The following is an 18,982-nucleotide window of genomic DNA, read 5'->3' on the forward strand; positions in this document are numbered from 1 at the left end:
CGAACCGCCCGGCACACCCCGCGACTTTGGAAAGCTGGAAACGTGCTTGCAATCGTCTGCCCCGGACAGGGGTCCCAAACGCCCGGATTCCTCGCGCCCTGGCTCGAGGTCGACGGCGCCGCCGACCACCTCGCCGGCCTCTCGCGCGCCGTCGACCGCGATCTGGCCGCCCACGGCACCGTCTCCGACGAAGAGACGATCAAGGACACCGCCGTCGCGCAGCCGCTCATCGTCGCCGCCGGCCTCGTGGCAGCCCGCGCCCTGTTCCCCGAGGGCACGCCCGCCGGCGCCGTCGTCGCCGGGCACTCCGTCGGGGAGGTGACGGCGTCCGTGCTCGCCGGTGCCCTCGGCGAGGCCGACGGGATGCTGTTCGTGCGGGAACGCGCCAACGCCATGGCCGAGGCCGCCGCCGCGGCCCCCACCGGCATGGCCGCCGTGCTGGGCGGCGACGCCGAGGAGGTCGCCGGCACCCTCGAGTCGCTGGGGCTGACCGCGGCCAACGCCAACGGGGGCGGACAGACCGTGGCCGCCGGGACGCTCGAGCAGCTGCAGGCCCTCGCCGCCGACCCTCCCGCCAAGGCGCGCGTCATACCGCTCAAGGTCGCCGGGGCCTTCCACACGGACCACATGTCCCCCGCCGTCGCCGTCCTGGAGGCGCTCGCGCCGCAACTGGCCCCGGCCGACCCCTCGGCCACGCTGCTGAGCAACCACGACGGCGCCCCCGTCGCCGACGGCGCCGCCAACCTCGAGAGCCTCGTCGCGCAGGTCTCCCGGCCCGTGCGCTGGGACCTGTGCATGGAGCGCATGGCGGAACTGGGCGTCACCGGCATCCTCGAGCTTCCCCCGGCCGGCACCCTCGTCGGCCTGGCCCGCCGCGGCCTGAAGGGCGTCCCGACGTTCGCCCTCAAGGAGCCCGGGGACATCGCCGCGGCCCGCGCCTTCGCCGCCGAACACACCGCCTAGCCCCGACTTTCCCCAACCCGACTGGAGCCCACCGTGACCGCAGTGCTCAACCAGGCGCCCACCAACGCGCACAGCCGCATCCTTGGGGTCGGCGCCTACCGCCCGGACGTCGTCGTCACCAACGAGGACGTCTGCCAGTGGATCGATTCCTCCGACGAGTGGATCCGCCAGCGCACCGGGATCGTCACCCGGCGGCGGGCCGACGAGCAGACGTCCCTGCTCGACATGGCCGAGGCCGCTGCCCGCGACGCGCTGGCCGCCGCCGGCATGGACGGCTCGCAGCTGGGGGCCGTCATCGTCAGCACCGTGACGTTCCCGTACGCCACGCCGTCGGCCGCCGCGGCCCTGGCCGACCGGCTCGGCGCGACCCCGGCGCCGGCGTTCGACATCTCCGCCGCCTGCGCCGGCTACTGCTATGGCGTCGCCCAGGCCGACGCGCTCGTGCGCTCCGGCGCCGCGGACGCCGTGCTCGTGGTCGGTGCGGAGAAGCTCTCGGACTTCATCGACAACCACGAGCGCTCGATGTCGTTCCTGCTGGGCGACGGCGCGGGCGCCGTCGTCGTCGCGGCCTCCGACACCCCCGGCATCGCCCCCTCGGTGTGGGGCTCCGACGGCTCCAAGTGGAACGCCATCGGCATGACGCACTCGCTGATCGACCTGCGGGACATCGCCATCGCCGCCGAGGACGACCCGGAGGGGACCGCCCTCGTCGCCGAGACGGAGGCCAAGCTCTGGCCGACCCTGCGCCAGGACGGCCAGACGGTGTTCCGCTGGGCGGTCTGGGAGATGGCCAAGATGGCGAAGGTCGCCCTCGAGAAGGCGGGCGTCGGCGCCGAGGACCTGGTCGCATTCATTCCCCACCAGGCGAACATGCGGATCATCGACGAGATGGTCAAGCAGCTCAAGCTGCCCGAGTCGGTCGTGGTCGCCCGGGACATCGCCGACTCCGGGAACACGTCCGCGGCCTCGATCCCCATGGCCATGCACCGGCTCCTCGAGGAGCGCCCGGAGCTCTCCGGCGGCCTGGCCCTGCAGATCGGCTTCGGCGCGGGCCTCGTGTTCGGGGCTCAGGTCGTCGTCCTGCCCTAGGCTTGTAGCGGCCTGAACCATGCCTTCCGCCCCCGAGGGGCGGGACCAAGCGTCGGGAGAGTCCCGGCACGACAGAAAGGGAGCCACTATGGCTAGCAACGAAGAGATCCTGGCCGGCCTGGCGGAGATCGTCAACGAAGAGACCGGCCTGGCCACGGACGCCGTGCAGCGCGACAAGTCGTTCACGGACGATCTCGACATCGACTCCATCTCGATGATGACCATCGTGGTCAACGCCGAGGAGAAGTTCGACGTGAAGATCCCCGACGAGGAGGTCAAGAACCTCAAGACCGTCGGCGACGCCGTGGACTTCATCGCCACCGCCCAGACCTAGGCGGTTCCCTCCCCCGCCCCGGGGGAACGCCGCGGGGGCGCCGCGACCAGTCGGCGCCCCCGCGCCCGCCCCTCCCCCACCAGCCACCACCACAGAGAGCGACCAGATGGCCCGCAAAGTAGTGATCACCGGCCTCGGAGCCACCACGCCGATCGGCGGGGACGTGCCCACGCTGTGGGCCAACGCCCTCAAGGGCACCTCCGGGGCCCGCACGCTCACCGACGACTGGGTCGAGCGCTTCCAGCTCCCGGTCACGTTCGCCGCGCGCGTGGCGACGCCCGCCTCCGAGACCCTGTCCCGGGTCGAGATGAAGCGGATGGACCCCTCCACCCAGTTCGCCGTCGTCGCGGCCCGCGAGGCCTGGCGCGACGCCGGGTTCGACGAGGTCGACCACGACCGCCTGGCCGTGGCCTTCGCCACCGGGATCGGCGGCGTCTGGACGCTCCTGGACGCCTGGGACACGCTCAAGGAGAAGGGCCCCCGCCGGGTCCTGCCGATGACCGTGCCCATGCTGATGCCGAACGGCCCCGCCGCCGCGGTCAGCCTGGACCTCGGCGCCAAGGCCGGTGCCCACACCCCCGTCTCCGCCTGCGCGTCCGGCACCGAGGCCATGCACGTGGGTCTGGAACTGATCCGCAACGGCAAGGCCGACATCGTCATGTGTGGCGGCGCGGAGGCGGCGATCCACCCGATGCCGCTCGCGTCCTTCGCCGCCATGCAGGCGCTCTCCCGCCGCAACGACGACCCCGAGCACGCCTCGCGCCCCTACGACACGGACCGCGACGGCTTCGTCATGGGCGAGGGCGCCGGCGCCCTGGTCCTGGAGGCCGAGGAGCACGCCCGGGCCCGCGGAGCGCGGATCTACGCCGAGCTGGCCGGCACGTCCGTGACGGCCGACGCCTACCACATCACCGCCCCGGACCCCGAGGGCCTCGGCGCGACGCGCGCCCTGAAGGCCGCGATGTTCGACGGCCTGGTCCAGCCCGCGGACGTCGTGCACGTCAACGCGCACGCCACCTCCACGCCGGTGGGCGACAAGCCGGAATACACGGCCCTGCGGGCGGCCCTGGGCGGCCAGGTCGACCACGTCGCCGTCTCCGCCACGAAGTCCCAAATGGGCCACCTGCTGGGCGCCTCGGGCGCCGTGGAGTCCGTGCTGACCACGCTGGCGATCTACGAGCGGCGTGCCCCCGTGACGATCAACCTCGAGAACCAGGATCCGGAGATCCCCCTCGACGTCGTCACCGGCGAGCCGCGCGAGCTGCCCGAGGGCCAGATCGTGGCGCTGAACAACTCCTTCGGCTTCGGCGGCCACAACGCCGTCGTCGCCATCCGCAGCCTCTAGGGTGCGCAAGGAAGGGCCCCGGACCGCCGTGCGGTCCGGGGCCCTTCCTCGTGGCAACGGGGATGGTGCGGGGTCAGCCGACCTGGTGGAGCCAGCGGACGGGAGCGCCCTCGGAGGCGTGCCGGAACGGCTCGAGCTCCTCGTCCCAGGCCTCGCCGAGCGCCAGCGACAGCTCGTGGTAGACGAGCGTCGGGTCGCCGTTGCCCTGCTCGTAGGCGTAGCGGATGCGGTCCTCGCTGACGACGATGTTGCCGGAGGCGTCGGTGGTGGCGTGGAAGATGCCGAGCTCGGGCGTGTGGGACCAACGGCTGCCGTCGACCCCGCGGCTGGGTTCCTCGGTGACCTCGTAGCGCAGGTGCGCCCAGCCGCGCAGCGCGGACGCCAGCTGCGCCCCGGTCCCCTGCGGGCCGGCCCACATGACCTCCGCCCGATACATTCCGGGCGCGGCAGACTGCGGGGCCCACGTCAGGTCCGTCCGCTGGTCCACCACGGACCCGATCGCCCACTCGATGTGGGGACACAACGCGGACGGGGCCGAGTGGATGAACAACACGCCCCGCGTCATGGTTTCAGACATCCCATCCTCCAGTTGCCGTTGGTGCGTCTTCCCCTACGACCGCGGCACCTGACGAACGAGCTTGTCAGGCATCATTCTGCACGATTGTGCTGCCCCGCGCCACCGCCCCGGGCGGCGCGCCGGGATCGCGGCCCCGGACCGGCCCTCAGGCCCGGGGGTGCGCCCGCCGGTAGCCCTCCCGGAGGCGCTCGATGGAGACGTGGGTATACAGCTGCGTCGTCGCCAGCGAGGAGTGCCCGAGCAGCTCCTGGACGCTGCGCAGGTCGGCCCCGCCGTCGAGCAGGTGCGTTGCGGCGGTGTGCCGCAATGCGTGGGGGCCGCGCGCTGCGGTGTCGCCCAGCCCGGCCAGGGCCCGGTCGACGACGGTCCGCACCTGCCTCGGCCCCATCCTTCCGCCGCGCGGGCCGAGGAACGCGGCGGCCGCCTCCCGCCCGGTCGAGAGGGCCGGGCGGCCCGTGGCCAGCCAGGCCGAGAGGGCCCGGTGGGCGGGCCCGCCGTACGGGACCGTGCGTTCCTTGCCGCCCTTGCCGAGGACGCGGAGGGTGTGGCGCTCGTGGTCGATGTCGTCCAGGTCCAGTCCGGTCAGTTCCGACACGCGCAGGCCCGTCGCGTAGAGCAGCTCCAGGATCGCGGCGTCGCGGACGCGGATGGCCTCGGCCGCCGCGCCACCGCCCGCACGGGTCTCGCCCGCCGCGCCGGTCCCGCGCGGAGACCCACCGGGGCCCGGTGCGCCGTGGTCGGCGGATCCGTCGGCGGGAGCGTCGTTGCCGCCCGGGCCGGGCCCGTCGAGGAGCCGCTGCATCTGGGACGCGTGGAGGACGGGCGGGAGGGATCGGCGGGCCTTCGGCGCCTGCAGCCGCTGCGAGGGGTCGGTCTGCACCAGGCCTTCCCGCCTGGCCCAGGCCAGGAACGTCCTGGCCGACGCGGCGCGGCGGGCCAGCGTCGCCCGCGACAGGCCGGCGTCGCGCTGGGCGCCCAGCCAGCCCCGCAGCACCACGAGGTCCACGTCCCCCGGGGTGCCTGCCCCGGCGGCCCGCGCGTGTTCCGCCAGCCGCTCGAGGTCCCCGCGGTAGGCCCGCACGGTGTGCGCGCCGAGTCCGCGTTCCAGGGACAGGTGGCGCTCGAATCCCGCGACCGCGGCGTCCCAACCGCGTCCGTCCCGCGCGTCGCGCGGCTCCGGTGTGCTGTTCACCGCTCCACTCTGGCGCGGTTGGGCCGGAGGGCCAAGTGGCCACGCCGGGAGCCGACCGGGAACGCGGCATCGGGGCGGTACGCGTCCGGCGGGACCTCACGCGTCCGGGTGCCCCCGACGCCAGCCGGCGGCGGACCGGACGGCCAGTCCCCGGGCCTCGAGCCGGGACAGTCCGCCCAGGACGGCGCCCATTCCCAGACCCGCCACGATGGCCAGCTTGTCGGGCGTGCTGTACGCCTTCAGGGGCAGCGCGTCGAGCAGGAGGAGGTCCTGGATGTCGAGACCGTCGTGGCTCCGGGCCGCGGCCGCGTCCCGGGCCGCTTCCGCGTCCAGGGCGGGAGTGGCCGGCGAGTCCCCCAAGAGCTCGAGCACCTCGGTGCCGTCGGTGACCAGGGTCGCGGCGCCCTCCCGGACCAGGCGGTGGCAGCCGGCCGAGTTCGGCGAGTGGACGGAGCCGGGGAACGCCCCGACCTCCCTGCCGATCTCCGCGGCCCGCCGCGCCGTGCTGAGCGCGCCGGACCGCCACCGGGCCTCGACGACGACGCTGGCGCCACAGAGCGCGGCGATCATCCTGTTCCGCTGCAGGAAGCGCCACCGCGTGGGGGCCGTGCCGGGGGCCACTTCCGCGAGCAGGGTGCCCCGCTCGGCGACGTGGCGCAGCAGCTGGTCGTTGCCTGCCGGATAGAACCGGTCCAACCCCCCGGCCATGACCGCGACCGTGGACGGACCGGCCCCGCCCCACGAGGCGAGTGCGGCCTCGTGGGCGCGGGCGTCGATGCCGTACGCCCCGCCCGAGACAACCACGATCCCCTCCCGGGAGAGCGTCCCGCACAGGTCGGCGGTCACGTGCCTCCCGTATTCCGTCGCGTCCCGGCTGCCGACCACGGCCAGGAGCCCGGCGGGCGGAGGCAGCGACCCGGGCGCGTGCGCGCCCCGCCACCAGAGGCACAGGGGCTGCGCGAGGCCCAGATCCCCCAGCTGCGTGGGCCATTCCGGGTCCTCGGGCACCACCAACCCACCGCCGAGGCGGGTGAGCAGGCCCAGGTCGCGGTCCGGGTCGCTGTCGTGGAGCCGGGGCCGCCAGCGCTCCAGGCCCGCGTCGAGCTGCTGCTCGGCGCGGTTTCCCCCGCCCAGGAGCTCGGCCACGCCCTGCTGCTCCGTGGCCGGCGCGCGGCCCCGGTGCGTGGCGACGAGCCGATGGGCCGCGACGGGCCCCGCGACGGCGACGAGGGCCAGGCCCGTGAGGTCCCCGGGCTCCATGATCCGCGACAGCGCGGCCCGCGCCCTTCGCGTCGCCGCGCCTCCTCCCGTCGCACCGCTGCCGTTCATCGCGCGTCCCCTTTCCCCAGGCGCCGCAACTGCCACGCCACCTCGATGTCCTCGGCCCCCGGAACCCCGGCCCCGCGCAGGTCGCACACGGACCACGAGGTGCGCAGGACGCGATCGTAGCCCCGGGCCGTGAGCACGCCCCGGTCCACGAGCCGGTCGAGCAGCCGTGCGGCCGCGCGGGGCGGCGCGAGGGAACCACGGAGGAGCGGCCCCGGCACGTCGGCGTTGCGGCCGATGCCCAGGGGCCGCAGACGGGTGGCCTGTGCGCGCCGCGCTTCGGCGACGCGCGCCGCGACGGCCGCACTGGGCTCGGCCGGCCCAGCCCCGAGCAGGTCGGCCGCCGGGGTCTGTCCGACCTGCAGCTGCAGGTCGACGCGGTCCAGCAGGGGCCCACTCAGTCGGCTGAAGTACCTTCGGCGCTGCAGGGGCGTGCACGTGCATTCGAGCCCCTTGCCGGTCGACCGGCCGCAGGGGCAGGGGTTGGCGGCCAGGACCAGTTGGAAGCGGGACGGATACGTCGCTGCCCCGGCCGCGCGGTGGATCGTCAGCACGCCGGACTCCAGCGGCTGGCGCAGGCTGTCCAAGGCCTGCGCCGCGAATTCCGGGGCCTCGTCGAGGAAGAGGACGCCGCGGTGGGCCCGGGAGACGGCACCTGGCCGGGGCAGCCCGCTGCCGCCGCCGATGAGCGCGACCATGCTGGCGCTGTGATGGGGGCTCTCGAACGGCGGGCGCCGGACCAGCGACGTCACGGCCCCGCCGCCCGCCAGCGACCGGACCGCCGTGGCCTCGAGGGCCTCGAAGTCGCTCAGCTCGGGAAGGATCGAGGGCAGGCGCTCCGCGAGCATGGTCTTGCCGGCCCCCGGGGGCCCGACCATGAGCAGGTGGTGCCCGCCGGCCGCGGCGACCTCGAGTGCGTAGCGGGCCTCCGCCTGCCCGGCGACGTCGCGCAGGTCGGGAAGGCCCGCTGCGGGCCCGGCCGGGCCACCCTCCGCCGGCGCCGGGTCCGGGTCCGTGGGTGTGGCCCCCGGAAGCGGCATCCGCAGGGCCCGGGGGTCTGCGCCGTAGGCCTCCAGCACCTCGGCGAGGTGCCGGAAGCCGGCGACGCGCGCCCCGGGGACCAGTTCGGCCTCGCGGCGGTTGGGCTCGGCGACGACGATGTCGGTGCGCCCGGCGCGCACGGCCGCCATGACCGCCGGCAGGACCCCCGCGACGGGGCGCAGGCTCCCGTCGAGGCCGAGCTCGGCCAAATGGATCGTCCGGGCGGGCGGCCGGGCGTCCCCGGCGGCGGCCACGGCGGCCAGGACAATCGCCAGGTCGAAGGACGAGCCCCGCTTGGGCAGGGAGGCCGGCACGAGGTTGACGGTCAGGCGGCGCGGCGCCAAGGGGACGCCGGCGTTGCGGGCGGCGGCGCGGATCCGGTCGCGCGACTCGGCCAGCGAGGCGTCCGGCAGCCCGAGCAGCACGAACCCGGGCAGCCCTCCCCCGAGGTCGGCCTCGACGTCGACCACGTGGCCCTCGAGCCCGACGAGGGCGACGGTCGCGGTCCGGCCGAGGCTCACTGGACGACCGCCCGGTAGTGCTCGATGCTGGGGCCACCGGCGCGCAGGACGATCGCGACGACGTCGATGCGCACGTCGCGGAAGCGCCTGCCGTTGCTGGCGCACCACTCGGCGGCCAGGATGTACTGCCGCCTCAGCTTCTGGCCGGCGACCGCCTCCGCGGGGTGCCCATAGCCCTCCCCGGTGCGGGTCTTGACTTCGACGCACACGATGTGCGGCCCGTCCTGGGCCACGATGTCGAGTTCCCCTGCCCCGCACCGCCAATTGCGGTCCAGGAGCTCCATGCCCTGGTCCGCCAGGTACCGCGCGGCAAGCTCCTCGCCGTACCGGCCCAGCTCTTGGTTGCGTCCCATCGCCACCACCTCCGCGACCAGTGTCGCCGGGGCCGGGACGCGGCGGGGGCCGCGGCGGCGGAGTGTGGACGGGGGACCATGCGGGGCCGCCTGTGGAGGTCCGGTGGCCGGAAGCTGGCTAGTTGCCCAGCCCCTCCTTCGGGATGGTCAGGTCGTCGCTCTTGGAGAGCTCCTCGACGTTGACGTCCTTGAACGTGATGACGCGGACGTTCTTGACGAACCGGGCCGTCCGGTAGACGTCCCACACCCACGCATCGTGCAGGCGCACGTCGAAGTAGATCTCCCCGTCCGCGGACCGCGCCTGGATGTCGACGTCGTTGGCCAGGTAGAACCGCCGCTCCGTCTCCACGACGTAGCTGAACAGGTTCACGACGTCCCGGTACTCCCGGTAGAGCTGCAGCTCCATGTCCGTCTCGTAGTTCTCGAGGTCTTCGGCGCTCATCGTCTCCTCCTGATCGGGTTCTATTCTGCCGCAGCGCCGGCGTCGAGGCGCCAGCTGCGGCGGTGGAGCGCGGTCGGTCCGTGCTCGCGCAGGGCCGCGCGGTGCACCGCCGTCCCGTACCCCTTGTTCGTGTCCCAGCCGAACTGGGGGAACCGCTCGTGGTGCCCGGCCATCAGGCGGTCGCGTTCCACCTTCGCCAGCACGCTCGCCGCGGCCACGCTGAGGCACTCCAGGTCGGCCTTCACGCGCAGGTGCACGGGCGCCGCCACCGCGGCCGGCCAGGCCGGGGCGTCCAGCGGCTCCTGGGCGGGGGGCGCGAGCCAGTCCAGGTTTCCGTCCAACAGGACGGCCTGGGGCCTGAGGTCCGGGGCGAGGGCGGCGTGGGCCCGCAGCCCCGCCAGGCGCAGCGCGGCCACCAGCCCGAAGCGGTCGATCTCGTCGGCCTCGGCGTGTCCCACGCCCCAGGCCAGGGCCCAAGCGCGGATCAGCGGCTCCAGCCGTTCCCGCTCCGCGGCGGGCAGCAGCTTGCTGTCGCGTACGCCCTCCAGCGGCCCGGAGGCGGCCGGGTCGACGACGACGAGGCCGACAGTGACGGGGCCGGCCAGGGCACCACGGCCCACCTCGTCGCACCCGCCGACGAGCCGGTGCCCGGCCTGGGCCAGGCCGAGTTCGTGGCGCAGCGTCGCCGCCGGGGGGACCAGACGGGCCGTTCCGGCGCCCGCCGCCCCGCGGCGCTTGCCCCCGGAACGGGTTCCCGGTGCGCCTCCGGACCGGGCCGCCGGCGCGGCGGCGGCCGGCCGGGCCGCCGTGGAGCGGGCAGCCACGGCTAGGCCCCGCCCGTCGCGGCCAGGCCGGGCACGTCGTCGAAGGCCTCGTGGTGGCCGTCGACCCAGCCCATCCGGGACGGCGGCCACGCGATCACGGCGACGGTTCCCTCGACGGCGCCGATGTCGACGAACCCGCCCTGGGTGTCGCGGTGGAACCGCGAGTCGGCCGACGCGTTCCGGTGGTCGCCCATGACCCACAGCTTCCCGTCCGGGACCGTGGTGCGGAACTCGAGGTCCGAGGGCGCCGCGCCCGGCCAGAGGTAGGGTTCCTCGATCGGGGTGCCGTTGACGGTGATGCGGCCCGAGCCGTCGCAGCAGACGACGGTGTCCCCGGGCAGGCCGATGACGCGCTTGACCAGGTGTTGCTGTCCCTGTTCGGGCAGCAGTCCCACGAAGGCGAGGGCCTCGCGCACGGGGCCGGTCTCCTCCTCGGGCACGGGCCCGAGCCAGTCGAGTTCGTCCCGGAAGACCACGACGTCGCCGCGCTCGAGGGCGAACGGCCCGGGCTCCATGAGGTTGACGAAGATCCGGTCGTTGATCTCCAGGGTGGGCTCCATCGATCCGGACGGGATGTAGAACGCCCGGAACAGGAACGTCTTGATCAGGAAGGACAAGAGCAGCGCGATGCCGACGACGACGAGCACCTCGCGCAGCCAACCCCACGCGCGGGAGCGCTGGGGCCCGGCCTGCGCGCCGGCCGACCCCCCGGTCACCGCGGGGCCCCCTGGACGGAGTGCGTGCGGGAGGGCGGCCAGACGACGGCGTCGACGCGCCCCACGATGCGCTCGGCCGGGACCATTCCCCCGCCGGGGGCCCCGAGGAGGGCCCGGGAGTCCGTCGAGATGGACCGGTGGTCTCCCATGACCCAAAGCCTGCCCTCGGGTACGTGCACGCTGAACTCCTGTTCGCTGGGTGGGCCGTCCGGGTGGAGATAGGGCTCCTCGAGCGGTTGCCCGTTGAGCAGGAGCCGGCCCTCGCCGTCACAACAGCTTAGGCGGTCCCCGCCGGTGGCGATCACCCGCTTGACGTAGAGCGTGTCCCGCCCGGCCAGGTGAAGGGCGCGCAGGAGCCCGTCGAGGGGCCCGTCGCCGCCGTAGGCCAGGAACGAGCCGCGCCCGTCGAGCACGACCACGTCGCCGCGACGGACGTCGTCCGCGGCGGTGCGGTCCACCAGCAGCCCGTCCCCGATCGCGAGGGTCGGTTCCATGGAGCCGCTGGCGACGGAGAAGAAGTCCACGGCCGTGGCCCGGACCACCAGCACGAGCAGGCCCGCCGCCACCACGGCGCCAACGACGAGGCGCCGGCCCCGTGGCTGGGGCCGGCGCCTGTCGCGGTCGCCCGCGGTGTCGCGGGGGCCGGCGGTGTTCCGGTCCGGGGCCGCGGCATCGTCGGATGCCACCCCGGGTCCGCCTACTTGGCGGGACCGAACTCGCGCTTCTCCTTGATGCGCGCCGCCTTACCGTGGCGGTCGCGCATGTAGTAGAGCTTGGCGCGGCGGACGTCGCCGCGGGCGACGACCTCGATCTTCTCGATGATCGGCGAGTGCACCGGGAAGGTGCGCTCCACGCCGACGCCGAAGGAGACCTTGCGGACGGTGAACGTCTCGCCGACGCCGGCGCCCTGGCGGCCCAGGACGAAGCCCTGGAAGACCTGGACGCGGGTGTTCTTGCCTTCGATGATGTTGACGTGCACCTTCAGGGTGTCGCCGGGTCGGAAGGCCGGGACGTCGTCGCGCAGCGACGCGGCGTTGACGGAATCGAGGATGTTCATGGTCTACTCCCTGGGTGGGTGCCGCAGGTCGCCCACCGTGGACGCGGCCCACAGCCCGCTGTCGCGGGGCTGCGGGACCGAAGCGAAGGTACCGGCTTCCGGTGCCCGGATGCCGGCGGTCCGGCCGTTGACGGCCTCCCCCTGCGGCAGGAGGCGGCCCGGCGGACGCAATCCCCCATTCTGCCACAGCGGCGCGGCGGCGGACCAATCCCGCCGCCGGCGCGGGCCTACGCGGAGCGGACGACGGCGGTGTCGCCGACGGTGAACCCGCAGCGCGCGAGCGTCGTTCGGTCCGCCGCGTCGAGCGTCGCCGGATCCAGGGCCAGGACGAGGTCGGGGCGGCGCTCGGCGGTCCGCTCGAGCTGCCAGTCGCGCCGGGCCCTGGCGACGAGCCCGTGGTGGCCGCCGAGCAGGACCTCGGGCACGGCCCGGCCGCACCAGACGGCGGGCTTGGTGTAGACGGGGTACTCGAGCAGGCCGTCGGAGTGGGACTCCTCGACGAGGGAGTGCGGGTTGCCGATGACGCCGGGCAGCAGCCGCGCGGTCGCCTCGACCATGGCCAGCACCGCGACCTCGCCGCCGTTGAGGACGTAGTCGCCGAGGCTGACGGGGCGCACCTCGAAGCGCTCGCCCGCCCAATCCAGGACGCGCTCGTCGATGCCCTCGTAGCGGCCGCAGGCGAAGGCGAGGTGGTCGAGCCCCGCGAACTCGTGGGCCATGGCCTGGTCGAACACGGCACCCGCCGGCGATGGCACGACGAGCACCGGCCGGCCCGCGGCGGGCGACGCGTCCGCGATGGCCCCGAGCGCCTCGGCCCAGGGCTGCGGCTTCATGACCATGCCGGCGCCGCCGCCGTAGGGGGTGTCGTCGACCGTGCGGTGGCGGTCGTGGGTGTGGTCGCGCAGGTCGGTGACCCGCAGGTCCAGCAGTCCGTCGCGGCGGGCCTTGCCGATGAGCGAAAGGTCCAGCGCTGCGAGGTATTCGGGGAAGATGCTGACGACGTCGATGCGCACGCTACCGGCCGTCCTCCGCGCGGTTGAGCTCGAGCAGCCCGGGGGGCGGGTCAAGGACCAGGTAGCCGGCGTCGACATCGATCTCCGGGACCAGCTCGGCGACGAACGGAACCAGCACCTCTCCCCCGTCCCGGTCCTCGATGACGAGCAGGTCCTGGGCGGCGCCGGTCCGCAGCGCGGTGACGGTGCCGATGGCCTGCTCCCCCACGCGCACCTGCAGGCCCTGGAGCTCGTGCTCGTACCAGGCGTCGTCGTCCTCCGCGTCCTCCACGGACTCGGCGAACAGCCGGGCGCCGCGCAGTGCCTCGGCGGCCGTGCGGTCGGCGACCTCCTCGAAGGCCAGCAGCAGGATGTCCTTGTTCCAGCGTGCCCCGGCGACGGTCAGGGGGCCGGAGCCGGCCGGCTCGACCTCGAAGCGCTCGCCGGGCGCGAAGCGCTCCGCGGGGTCGTCCGTGAGGACCTGGACGGTGACCTCGCCACGGATGCCGTGGGGCTTGCCGATGCGGGCGACCTGGACGCGCATGCGTTCTCCTTCCGGGGTGCGTTCGACCCCGATCCTACTGGCCCCGCGGGCGGCGGGCGGGCTGTTAACGGCGGTGGCCCCGCACCCGTGGGTGCGGGGCCACCGGAGCCGGCGGTTAGCGGCGGCGGTCGGTGTCGACGACGTCGACCCGGACTTGCTCGCCGTCCGCCAGGGCGGCCACGACAGTGCGCAGCGCCTTGGCGGTCCGGCCCTGGCGTCCGATGACGCGGCCGAGGTCGTCCGGGTGGACCCGGACCTCGAGCACGTCGCCGCGGCGTCCACCCTTGTGGGCGACGACGACGTCCTGCGGGGAATCCACGATTCCCCGGACCAGGTGCTCCAGTGCCTCGGCCAACACGCTACTCGGCCTCGGTGCTCTCGGCGGGGGCCTCGTCCTCGGCCGGGGCGGCCTTCTCGGCCTTCGGCGTGATGGCCTCCGGCAGGATCACGGACTCCTTCTCCGGGGCGACGTAGGCTTCCTTGGCACCCTTGGTCTTCAGGGTGCCCTCCTGGCCCTCGATGCCCTTGAACTTCTGCCAGTCGCCGGTGATCTTGAGGATCGCGGCGACCTGCTCGGTCGGCTGGGCGCCGACGCCGAGCCAGTACTGGGCGCGGTCGGAGTCGACCTCGATGAACGAGGGCTCCTCCGTCGGGTGGTACTTGCCGATCTCCTCGATGGCACGCCCGTCTCGCTTGGAGCGGGAGTCCATGACGACAATGCGGTAGTACGGGGCGCGCATCTTGCCGAAGCGCTTCAGTCGAATCTTAACGGCCACTGGTGTGGTCACTCCTGGTTCTTGAACTGGGGCGAACCCGCCCTTTCCGCTCCCGTGGGGAGGGCCGTACTCCGGGGGTCCTGGTGGACGCGTCCACGCACGGAGAGAGGGTCCGGACGCGGGCGGTACCCGGCCATTATGCCAGACGGGGAAGCGTCCGCGCGAACCACCGCGCGGACACGCCTCCGGGGCGGCGCCGCGGGCGACGGCGCGGCCCGCCGGAGGCCGGGAGCCGCCTATCCGACGGCGATGCGCAGCCGGTTGTTCCACGGGTCGTGGGCCACGAGCTCCCGGCCGGTGTGGTGGCGGTCGACCCCGGCGTGGTCGAGCCGCTCCGCCAGGGCGCCGACGGCGTCCTCGGTGGGGACGGTGATCAACACCTCGCCCAGCCCGAGCGTGTCCCGGCGGGGCCCCGCACCCCGGCTGTTCCACACGTTCATGGCCATGTGGTGGTGGTAGCCGCCGGCGGAGACGAACAGCGCCTGCCCCGCCATCTCCGCGGTGCGCTCGAAGCCCAGCGTGTCGACGTAGAACGCGGCCGCGGCGGCCGTGTCGCCGACCTGCAGGTGCACGTGGCCGACGGCCGCGGGCGCTGCGCCCTGGCCGGCCACCGCGTCCTCGGTCAGGTGTCGGCGGAGGTAGTCGTTGGGGTCGAGGGCGAGCGTGGCCATCCGGACGCGGTCGCCGTCCCAGGCCCAGGACTCGCGCGGGCGGTCCCAGTACAGCTCGATGCCGTTGCCCTCGGGATCGGTGAAGTAGAACGCCTCCGAGACCAGGTGGTCGGAGCTGCCGGCGAACAGGGTGCCGTCGTGGCGCGCGGCGCTGAACACGGTCGCTGCCAGCGCGGCCCGGTCCCGGAACAGCAGGGCCGTGTGGAACAGGCCGGCCTCGCCGCGCCCGGGCAGCTCGAGGCCGCGACCGGGGGCCAAGTGGACGGCCGGGACCCCGGCCCGGCCGAGGAGCACGCCACCGTCGCCCTCGGACAGCACCGACAGGCCCAGCGCACCGGTGTAGTAGTCGGTCATCCCCGCCAGATCGCGGACCTTGAGCATCACGGTGCCCATGGACAGGTCGGCGGGCAGGAGGTCGTCGGCGTGGCGGGTGGGTGCTGGCGTGCTCATGGTGGGGCCTTTCCGGGAGGGGACCCCTCCAGCATGCCACCAATCAGTTGAAACTACAATGAATATGTGGCGGGACGCACCGGCCGACCCGCCGCCGGCTCCCCCACGGCGCCCCGGAGCCCCGCCAGGTCGGGCATCATCGCGGGCGCGGGCGCGCCGGGCGCCGCCGCCGAGGCCTCCTCGCCGTCCTCCAACTCGGCGACCGTGCCGAGCTCGATGGCGCGGAGGGCCGCCGCGACGAGCGGGTCGCCGTCGGCCACCGCCGCGGGCGGCAGGAAGCGCGCGCTGAGGCGGCCGCCGTCGGCCGTGAACCCGTCGGTGTCGGCGTCCCACGTGCCCGCGTCATAGACGCGGTGCTCGGTGCCGCCGTCGTCGCCCGCCCGGAAGTCCTGCGCCGCCAGCCGGCCGAGGGCCGGGTCCAGCGCCAGCCGCCTGAGGGCCTCCGCCGCCGCCTGGCGCGGCGTCGCCGCGGCCCTGACGAACCCGCCGGGCAGCCCCCAGCCGCCCCCGCCGGAGCGCACCGCGAGCACCGCGCCGTCGCGGCGCCGCAGCAGGGCCGCGGCGTGGACGCGGTGCCTCGAGCGCGCGCCGAGGAAGCCCTCCAGTCCGTGCACGGGGCCCCGCTACTTGCCGAGGAACTTGTCGAACCCCGCGGGGAGGTTCAGGCTCGAGGGGTCGAAGTCCTGCGGGGCACCCTGCCCGAAGGCCGAACCGGCCGGGGCGGCGGCCTTCCGCTCTTGGGCGTCCTTGGCCGCCTGCGCCGCCTTGGCGGGATTGCCGTACTTCTGCTGCTTCTTCTTGCCGCCGCCGCCCTTGGCGCCCTTCTTGCCCCGGCCGGCACCGCCGGGCATCCCGGGCATCCCCCCGCCGGCGGCCATGCGCTTCATCATCTTCTGCGCCTCGCCGAAGCGCTCGAGCAGCTGGTTGACCTCGGAGACCGCCACGCCCGAACCCTTCGCGATGCGGGCCCGGCGCGAGCCGTTGATGATCTTGGGCGCGACCCGCTCGTGCGGGGTCATGGAGCGCACCATGGCCTCGATGCGGTCGATCTGGCGCTCGTCGAACTGCTCGAGCTGCTGCCGGGAGACCTGGGCCCCGGGCATCATGCCCAGCAGCTTCTTCATCGAGCCCATCTTCTTGATCTGCTGCATCTGGGCGAGGAAGTCCTCGAACGTGAAGTCCTCGCGGTCGGCGAACTTCTTCGCCATCCGCTCGGCCTCGCCCTTGTCCCAGGTGCGCTCCGCCTGCTCGATGAGCGTGAGGATGTCGCCCATGTCGAGGATGCGGCTGGCCATGCGGTCCGGGTGGAAGACCTCGAAGTCGTCCAGGCCCTCGCCCGTGGACGCGTACATGACCGGCTTTCCGGTCACGGAGGCGACGGAGAGCGCGGCGCCGCCGCGCGCGTCGCCGTCGAGCTTGGACAGGACGACGCCGGTGAAGTCGACGCCCTCCTGGAAGGCCTGGGCCGTGGCGACGGCGTCCTGACCGATCATCGCGTCGATGACGAACAGGACCTCCTGCGGGTTGACCGCCGCGCGGATGTCCGCCGCCTGCTGCATCATCTCCGCATCCACGCCGAGGCGGCCGGCGGTGTCGATGATGACGATGTCGTGCTGCTTCTGCCGACCCTCGGAGACGCCGTTGCGGGCGACGACGACGGGGTCCCCGCTCGGCGCCTCGAACTCGCTGGAGACGCCCGGGTGCGGCGCGTAGACGGGGACGCCGGCGCGGTCTCCGTTGATCTGCAGCTGCTTGACGGCGTTGGGGCGCTGGAGGTCGCACGCGACGAGCAGCGGCCGGTGGCCCTGGGCCTTGAGGTGCTTGGCCAGCTTGCCGGCGAGGGTCGTCTTGCCCGCGCCCTGCAGGCCCGCGAGCATGATGACGGTCGGCGGGTACTTGGCCAGGTTCAGGCGCCGGGTCTCGCCGCCGAGGATCGCGACGAGCTCCTCGTTGACGATCTTGACGACCTGCTGTCCCGGGTTGAGCGCCTCGGACACCTCGGAGCCGAGCGCGCGCTCCTTGATGTGGCCGGCGAACTCGCGCACCACGGGGACCGCGACGTCGGCGTCCAGCAGGGCGCGGCGGATCTCGCGGACGGTGCCGTCGACGTCCGCCTCGGACAGGCGGCCCTTCCCGCGCAGGTTGCGGAAGGTGGCTGTGAGGCGGTCGGAGAGGGAGTTGAACACGGGCCGGGTGCTTCTTTCGCGATGGGGCTGGCGCGGGCGCGCGGCCCGCCGGTCTGTTTCCCCTCCAGCCTAGCAAGGCGGGGCAGACACGGCCGCGCGCCCGTGGCAGGGTGGGGACGTGAACCGCGACTCGGATGCCACCGTCAGGACCCTGCTGATCCTCGGAGCCTCGGGCGACCTCACCGGCCGCCTCCTGCTGCCCGGGCTGGCCCGGCTCCTGGCCACCGGCAGGGCCCCCGGGCTCGCCCTGGCCGGCGTGGGCGGCCCCGGCTTCACCGGGGAGGACTGGTCCGCCCGGGTCGCGGACGCGTTCGCGGACGCCCGGGGCGCGGCCACGGGGTCCGGGGCCCGCGACCTGGACGCGACCTCCGCGTCCACGCGCTACGAGTCGCTGGACGTCGCGGAGCCGGGCGCCCTGGCGGGCCTGCTGGGCCGCGTCGAGGGGCCGGTCGCCGTGTACTTCGCGCTGCCGCCGTCCGTCACGGAGGCGGCCTGCGGCGCGCTCGCCCCGGAGGACGTCCCCGAGGGGACGCGCTTCGTGCTGGAGAAGCCTTTCGGGTCGGGCCGGGACTCCGCGGCGGCCCTGAACGCGCTGCTGACGCGGCTGCTCCCCGAGGAGCGGATCCACCGCGTGGACCACTTCCGCGGCAAGGCCACCGTCTTCAACATCCTCGGGCTGCGCTTCGCCAACCGGCTGTTCGAGCCGCTGCTGTCCAGCGAGCACGTGGAGAAGGTCGAGATCGTCTACGACGAGGACCTCGCCCTGGAGTCGCGGGCCGGCTACTACGACGGCGCCGGAGCCCTGCGGGACATGATCCAGTCGCACCTGCTGCAGATCCTGGCCCTGCTCACGCTCAATCCGCCGGCCACGCTCGGCGAGCGCGACCTGCGCGACCACATCGGCTCCGTCCTGCGCGCCACCGCCCCGGCCGGGGACGCCGCGGCCTGCTCCCGCCGCGCGCGCTACACGGCAGGCACGAGCCGGGGGCGGGACGTCCCGGACTACGCGGCCGAGCCGGGCGTCGACGCCGCGCGCGGGACGGAAACCCTCGCGGAGATCGAGCTGCGGGTGAACAACTCGCGGTGGGCCGGCGTGCCGTTCCTGCTGCGCTCGGGCAAGGCCCTCGGCACGGCCCGCAAGGAGGCGGTCGTGACGTTCAAGCGGGTCCCGCACCTGCCCGGAGGGTTCACGGGGTGCGACACGCCGACGCGCCTGCGCATCGGGTTCGGGCCCGACACGCTGGACCTGGAGCTCGACGTCAACGGGCCGGGCGACCTCTTCCACCTGGACCGCATCGACCTGTCGGCGGAGCTGAACTCCCCCGACCTGCTCCCCTACGGCGAGGTACTGCTCGGCGTCCTCCACGGCGACGCGACCCTGTCGGTGCGCGGCGACACCGCCGAGGAATGCTGGCGGATCGTCGAGCCCGTGCTCGAGGCCTGGGGCCGCGGGGACGTGCCGCTCGAGGAGTACGCGGCCGGCTCCGCGGGGCCCACCGGCTGGCCGACCAACCCGGGCGCGGAGGACGGCGGCGTCCCGGCGCCGCCGGCGTCCGCCCCCTGAACGCGGTCCGGGGCCCGCG

At 74.3% G+C, this 18,982-nt stretch carries 22 protein-coding genes; 5 read left to right on the top strand and 17 right to left on the bottom strand.

The annotated features are described in order from the left end of the window. The first annotated feature begins 42 nt into the window (after window positions 1–42). From AC1Q5D_RS02910 to fabF, 4 genes are all read left to right on the top strand, one after another. The gene (locus AC1Q5D_RS02910) at window positions 43–963 is read left to right on the top strand and encodes an ACP S-malonyltransferase (protein WP_481737069.1); all 921 of its coding nucleotides are present in this window, start codon (window positions 43–45) and stop codon (window positions 961–963) included. Window positions 964–996: 33 nt separating this feature from the next. Continuing rightward, a complete protein-coding gene (locus AC1Q5D_RS02915; RefSeq protein WP_481737070.1) occupies window positions 997–2,052 on the top strand; it encodes a beta-ketoacyl-ACP synthase III in 1,056 nt (351 codons plus the stop codon). An 88-nt stretch (window positions 2,053–2,140) separates the two neighbouring features. Beyond that, a complete protein-coding gene (locus AC1Q5D_RS02920) occupies window positions 2,141–2,386 on the top strand; it encodes an acyl carrier protein (RefSeq protein ID WP_481737071.1) in 246 nt (81 codons plus the stop codon). A 106-nt stretch (window positions 2,387–2,492) separates the two neighbouring features. Continuing rightward, window positions 2,493–3,731, top strand: a complete 1,239-nt coding sequence (gene fabF / locus AC1Q5D_RS02925; RefSeq protein WP_481737072.1) for a beta-ketoacyl-ACP synthase II — start codon at window positions 2,493–2,495, stop codon at window positions 3,729–3,731. 73 nt (window positions 3,732–3,804) lie between these two features. Here fabF and AC1Q5D_RS02930 read toward each other — a convergent pair whose 3' ends face one another. From AC1Q5D_RS02930 to ffh, 17 genes are all read right to left on the bottom strand, one after another. Continuing rightward, complete coding sequence (locus tag AC1Q5D_RS02930; protein WP_481737073.1) at window positions 3,805–4,308, bottom strand: DUF3145 domain-containing protein; 504 nt, start codon at window positions 4,306–4,308, stop codon at window positions 3,805–3,807. Window positions 4,309–4,453: 145 nt separating this feature from the next. Continuing rightward, complete coding sequence (locus AC1Q5D_RS02935) at window positions 4,454–5,500, bottom strand: tyrosine recombinase XerC (protein ID WP_481737074.1); 1,047 nt, start codon at window positions 5,498–5,500, stop codon at window positions 4,454–4,456. A gap of 96 nt (window positions 5,501–5,596) precedes the next feature. Continuing rightward, complete coding sequence (gene dprA / locus AC1Q5D_RS02940) at window positions 5,597–6,829, bottom strand: DNA-processing protein DprA (RefSeq protein WP_481737075.1); 1,233 nt, start codon at window positions 6,827–6,829, stop codon at window positions 5,597–5,599. Further along, window positions 6,826–8,388 (bottom strand): YifB family Mg chelatase-like AAA ATPase, encoded by a 1,563-nt coding sequence (locus AC1Q5D_RS02945; protein WP_481737076.1) that lies wholly within the window; start codon window positions 8,386–8,388, stop codon window positions 6,826–6,828. The genes dprA and AC1Q5D_RS02945 overlap by 4 nt, the downstream gene beginning before the upstream one ends. Then, window positions 8,385–8,741, bottom strand: coding sequence for a YraN family protein (locus tag AC1Q5D_RS02950; protein WP_481737077.1), 357 nt, complete (start codon window positions 8,739–8,741; stop codon window positions 8,385–8,387). Before AC1Q5D_RS02950 ends, AC1Q5D_RS02945 begins: the two co-directional genes overlap by 4 nt. 118 nt (window positions 8,742–8,859) lie before the next feature. Further along, window positions 8,860–9,183, bottom strand: a complete 324-nt coding sequence (locus AC1Q5D_RS02955; RefSeq protein WP_481737078.1) for a DUF2469 domain-containing protein — start codon at window positions 9,181–9,183, stop codon at window positions 8,860–8,862. A 20-nt stretch (window positions 9,184–9,203) separates the two neighbouring features. After that, window positions 9,204–9,884: a ribonuclease HII gene (locus AC1Q5D_RS02960; RefSeq protein ID WP_481737309.1), complete on the bottom strand. Its 681-nt coding sequence runs from the start codon at window positions 9,882–9,884 to the stop codon at window positions 9,204–9,206. A 125-nt stretch (window positions 9,885–10,009) separates the two neighbouring features. Then, window positions 10,010–10,723: a signal peptidase I gene (gene lepB, locus AC1Q5D_RS02965; RefSeq protein WP_481737079.1), complete on the bottom strand. Its 714-nt coding sequence runs from the start codon at window positions 10,721–10,723 to the stop codon at window positions 10,010–10,012. Beyond that, on the bottom strand, window positions 10,720–11,409 hold the full coding sequence (gene lepB, locus AC1Q5D_RS02970) for a signal peptidase I (RefSeq protein ID WP_481737080.1): 690 nt from the start codon (window positions 11,407–11,409) through the stop codon (window positions 10,720–10,722). Before lepB (AC1Q5D_RS02970) ends, lepB (AC1Q5D_RS02965) begins: the two co-directional genes overlap by 4 nt. An 11-nt stretch (window positions 11,410–11,420) precedes the next feature. Continuing rightward, on the bottom strand, window positions 11,421–11,780 hold the full coding sequence (rplS, locus tag AC1Q5D_RS02975; protein ID WP_481737081.1) for a 50S ribosomal protein L19: 360 nt from the start codon (window positions 11,778–11,780) through the stop codon (window positions 11,421–11,423). A 227-nt stretch (window positions 11,781–12,007) separates the two neighbouring features. Then, complete coding sequence (gene trmD / locus AC1Q5D_RS02980) at window positions 12,008–12,793, bottom strand: tRNA (guanosine(37)-N1)-methyltransferase TrmD (RefSeq protein ID WP_481737082.1); 786 nt, start codon at window positions 12,791–12,793, stop codon at window positions 12,008–12,010. A gap of 1 nt (window position 12,794) precedes the next feature. After that, a complete protein-coding gene (gene rimM / locus AC1Q5D_RS02985; protein WP_481737083.1) occupies window positions 12,795–13,316 on the bottom strand; it encodes a ribosome maturation factor RimM in 522 nt (173 codons plus the stop codon). Between the two features lie 115 nt (window positions 13,317–13,431). Further along, entirely contained in the window at window positions 13,432–13,674 is a 243-nt protein-coding gene (locus tag AC1Q5D_RS02990; protein WP_481737084.1) for an RNA-binding protein, read from the bottom strand. Window position 13,675: 1 nt separating this feature from the next. Continuing rightward, window positions 13,676–14,092, bottom strand: coding sequence for a 30S ribosomal protein S16 (gene rpsP / locus AC1Q5D_RS02995; RefSeq protein ID WP_481737085.1), 417 nt, complete (start codon window positions 14,090–14,092; stop codon window positions 13,676–13,678). A 236-nt stretch (window positions 14,093–14,328) separates the two neighbouring features. Further along, entirely contained in the window at window positions 14,329–15,213 is an 885-nt protein-coding gene (locus tag AC1Q5D_RS03000; RefSeq protein WP_481737086.1) for a VOC family protein, read from the bottom strand. A 53-nt stretch (window positions 15,214–15,266) separates the two neighbouring features. Then, entirely contained in the window at window positions 15,267–15,827 is a 561-nt protein-coding gene (locus tag AC1Q5D_RS03005; protein ID WP_481737087.1) for an NUDIX domain-containing protein, read from the bottom strand. Window positions 15,828–15,836: 9 nt separating this feature from the next. Further along, entirely contained in the window at window positions 15,837–17,399 is a 1,563-nt protein-coding gene (gene ffh / locus AC1Q5D_RS03010) for a signal recognition particle protein (RefSeq protein ID WP_481737088.1), read from the bottom strand. A gap of 118 nt (window positions 17,400–17,517) precedes the next feature. Between ffh and AC1Q5D_RS03015 the strand changes: the two genes are divergently transcribed. Continuing rightward, complete coding sequence (locus tag AC1Q5D_RS03015; RefSeq protein WP_481737089.1) at window positions 17,518–18,963, top strand: glucose-6-phosphate dehydrogenase; 1,446 nt, start codon at window positions 17,518–17,520, stop codon at window positions 18,961–18,963. The last annotated feature ends 19 nt before the right edge of the window (window positions 18,964–18,982 follow it).

It is taken from the genome of Arthrobacter paludis, from assembly GCF_056782315.1.

Bases quoted from the DNA above. Each gene is read 5' to 3' on its own strand.
- AC1Q5D_RS02920 (WP_481737071.1), top strand. From the start codon at position 2,141: ATGGCTAGCAACGAAGAGATCCTGGCCGGCCTGGCGGAGATCGTCAAC.
- fabF (WP_481737072.1), top strand. From the start codon at position 2,493: ATGGCCCGCAAAGTAGTGATCACCGGCCTCGGAGCCACCACGCCGATC.
- AC1Q5D_RS02930 (WP_481737073.1), bottom strand. From the start codon at position 4,308: ATGTCTGAAACCATGACGCGGGGCGTGTTGTTCATCCACTCGGCCCCG.
- dprA (WP_481737075.1), bottom strand. From the start codon at position 6,829: ATGAACGGCAGCGGTGCGACGGGAGGAGGCGCGGCGACGCGAAGGGCG.
- AC1Q5D_RS02950 (WP_481737077.1), bottom strand. From the start codon at position 8,741: ATGGGACGCAACCAAGAGCTGGGCCGGTACGGCGAGGAGCTTGCCGCG.
- AC1Q5D_RS02955 (WP_481737078.1), bottom strand. From the start codon at position 9,183: ATGAGCGCCGAAGACCTCGAGAACTACGAGACGGACATGGAGCTGCAG.
- rplS (WP_481737081.1), bottom strand. From the start codon at position 11,780: ATGAACATCCTCGATTCCGTCAACGCCGCGTCGCTGCGCGACGACGTC.
- rimM (WP_481737083.1), bottom strand. From the start codon at position 13,316: ATGCGCGTCCAGGTCGCCCGCATCGGCAAGCCCCACGGCATCCGTGGC.
- AC1Q5D_RS03000 (WP_481737086.1), bottom strand. From the start codon at position 15,213: ATGAGCACGCCAGCACCCACCCGCCACGCCGACGACCTCCTGCCCGCC.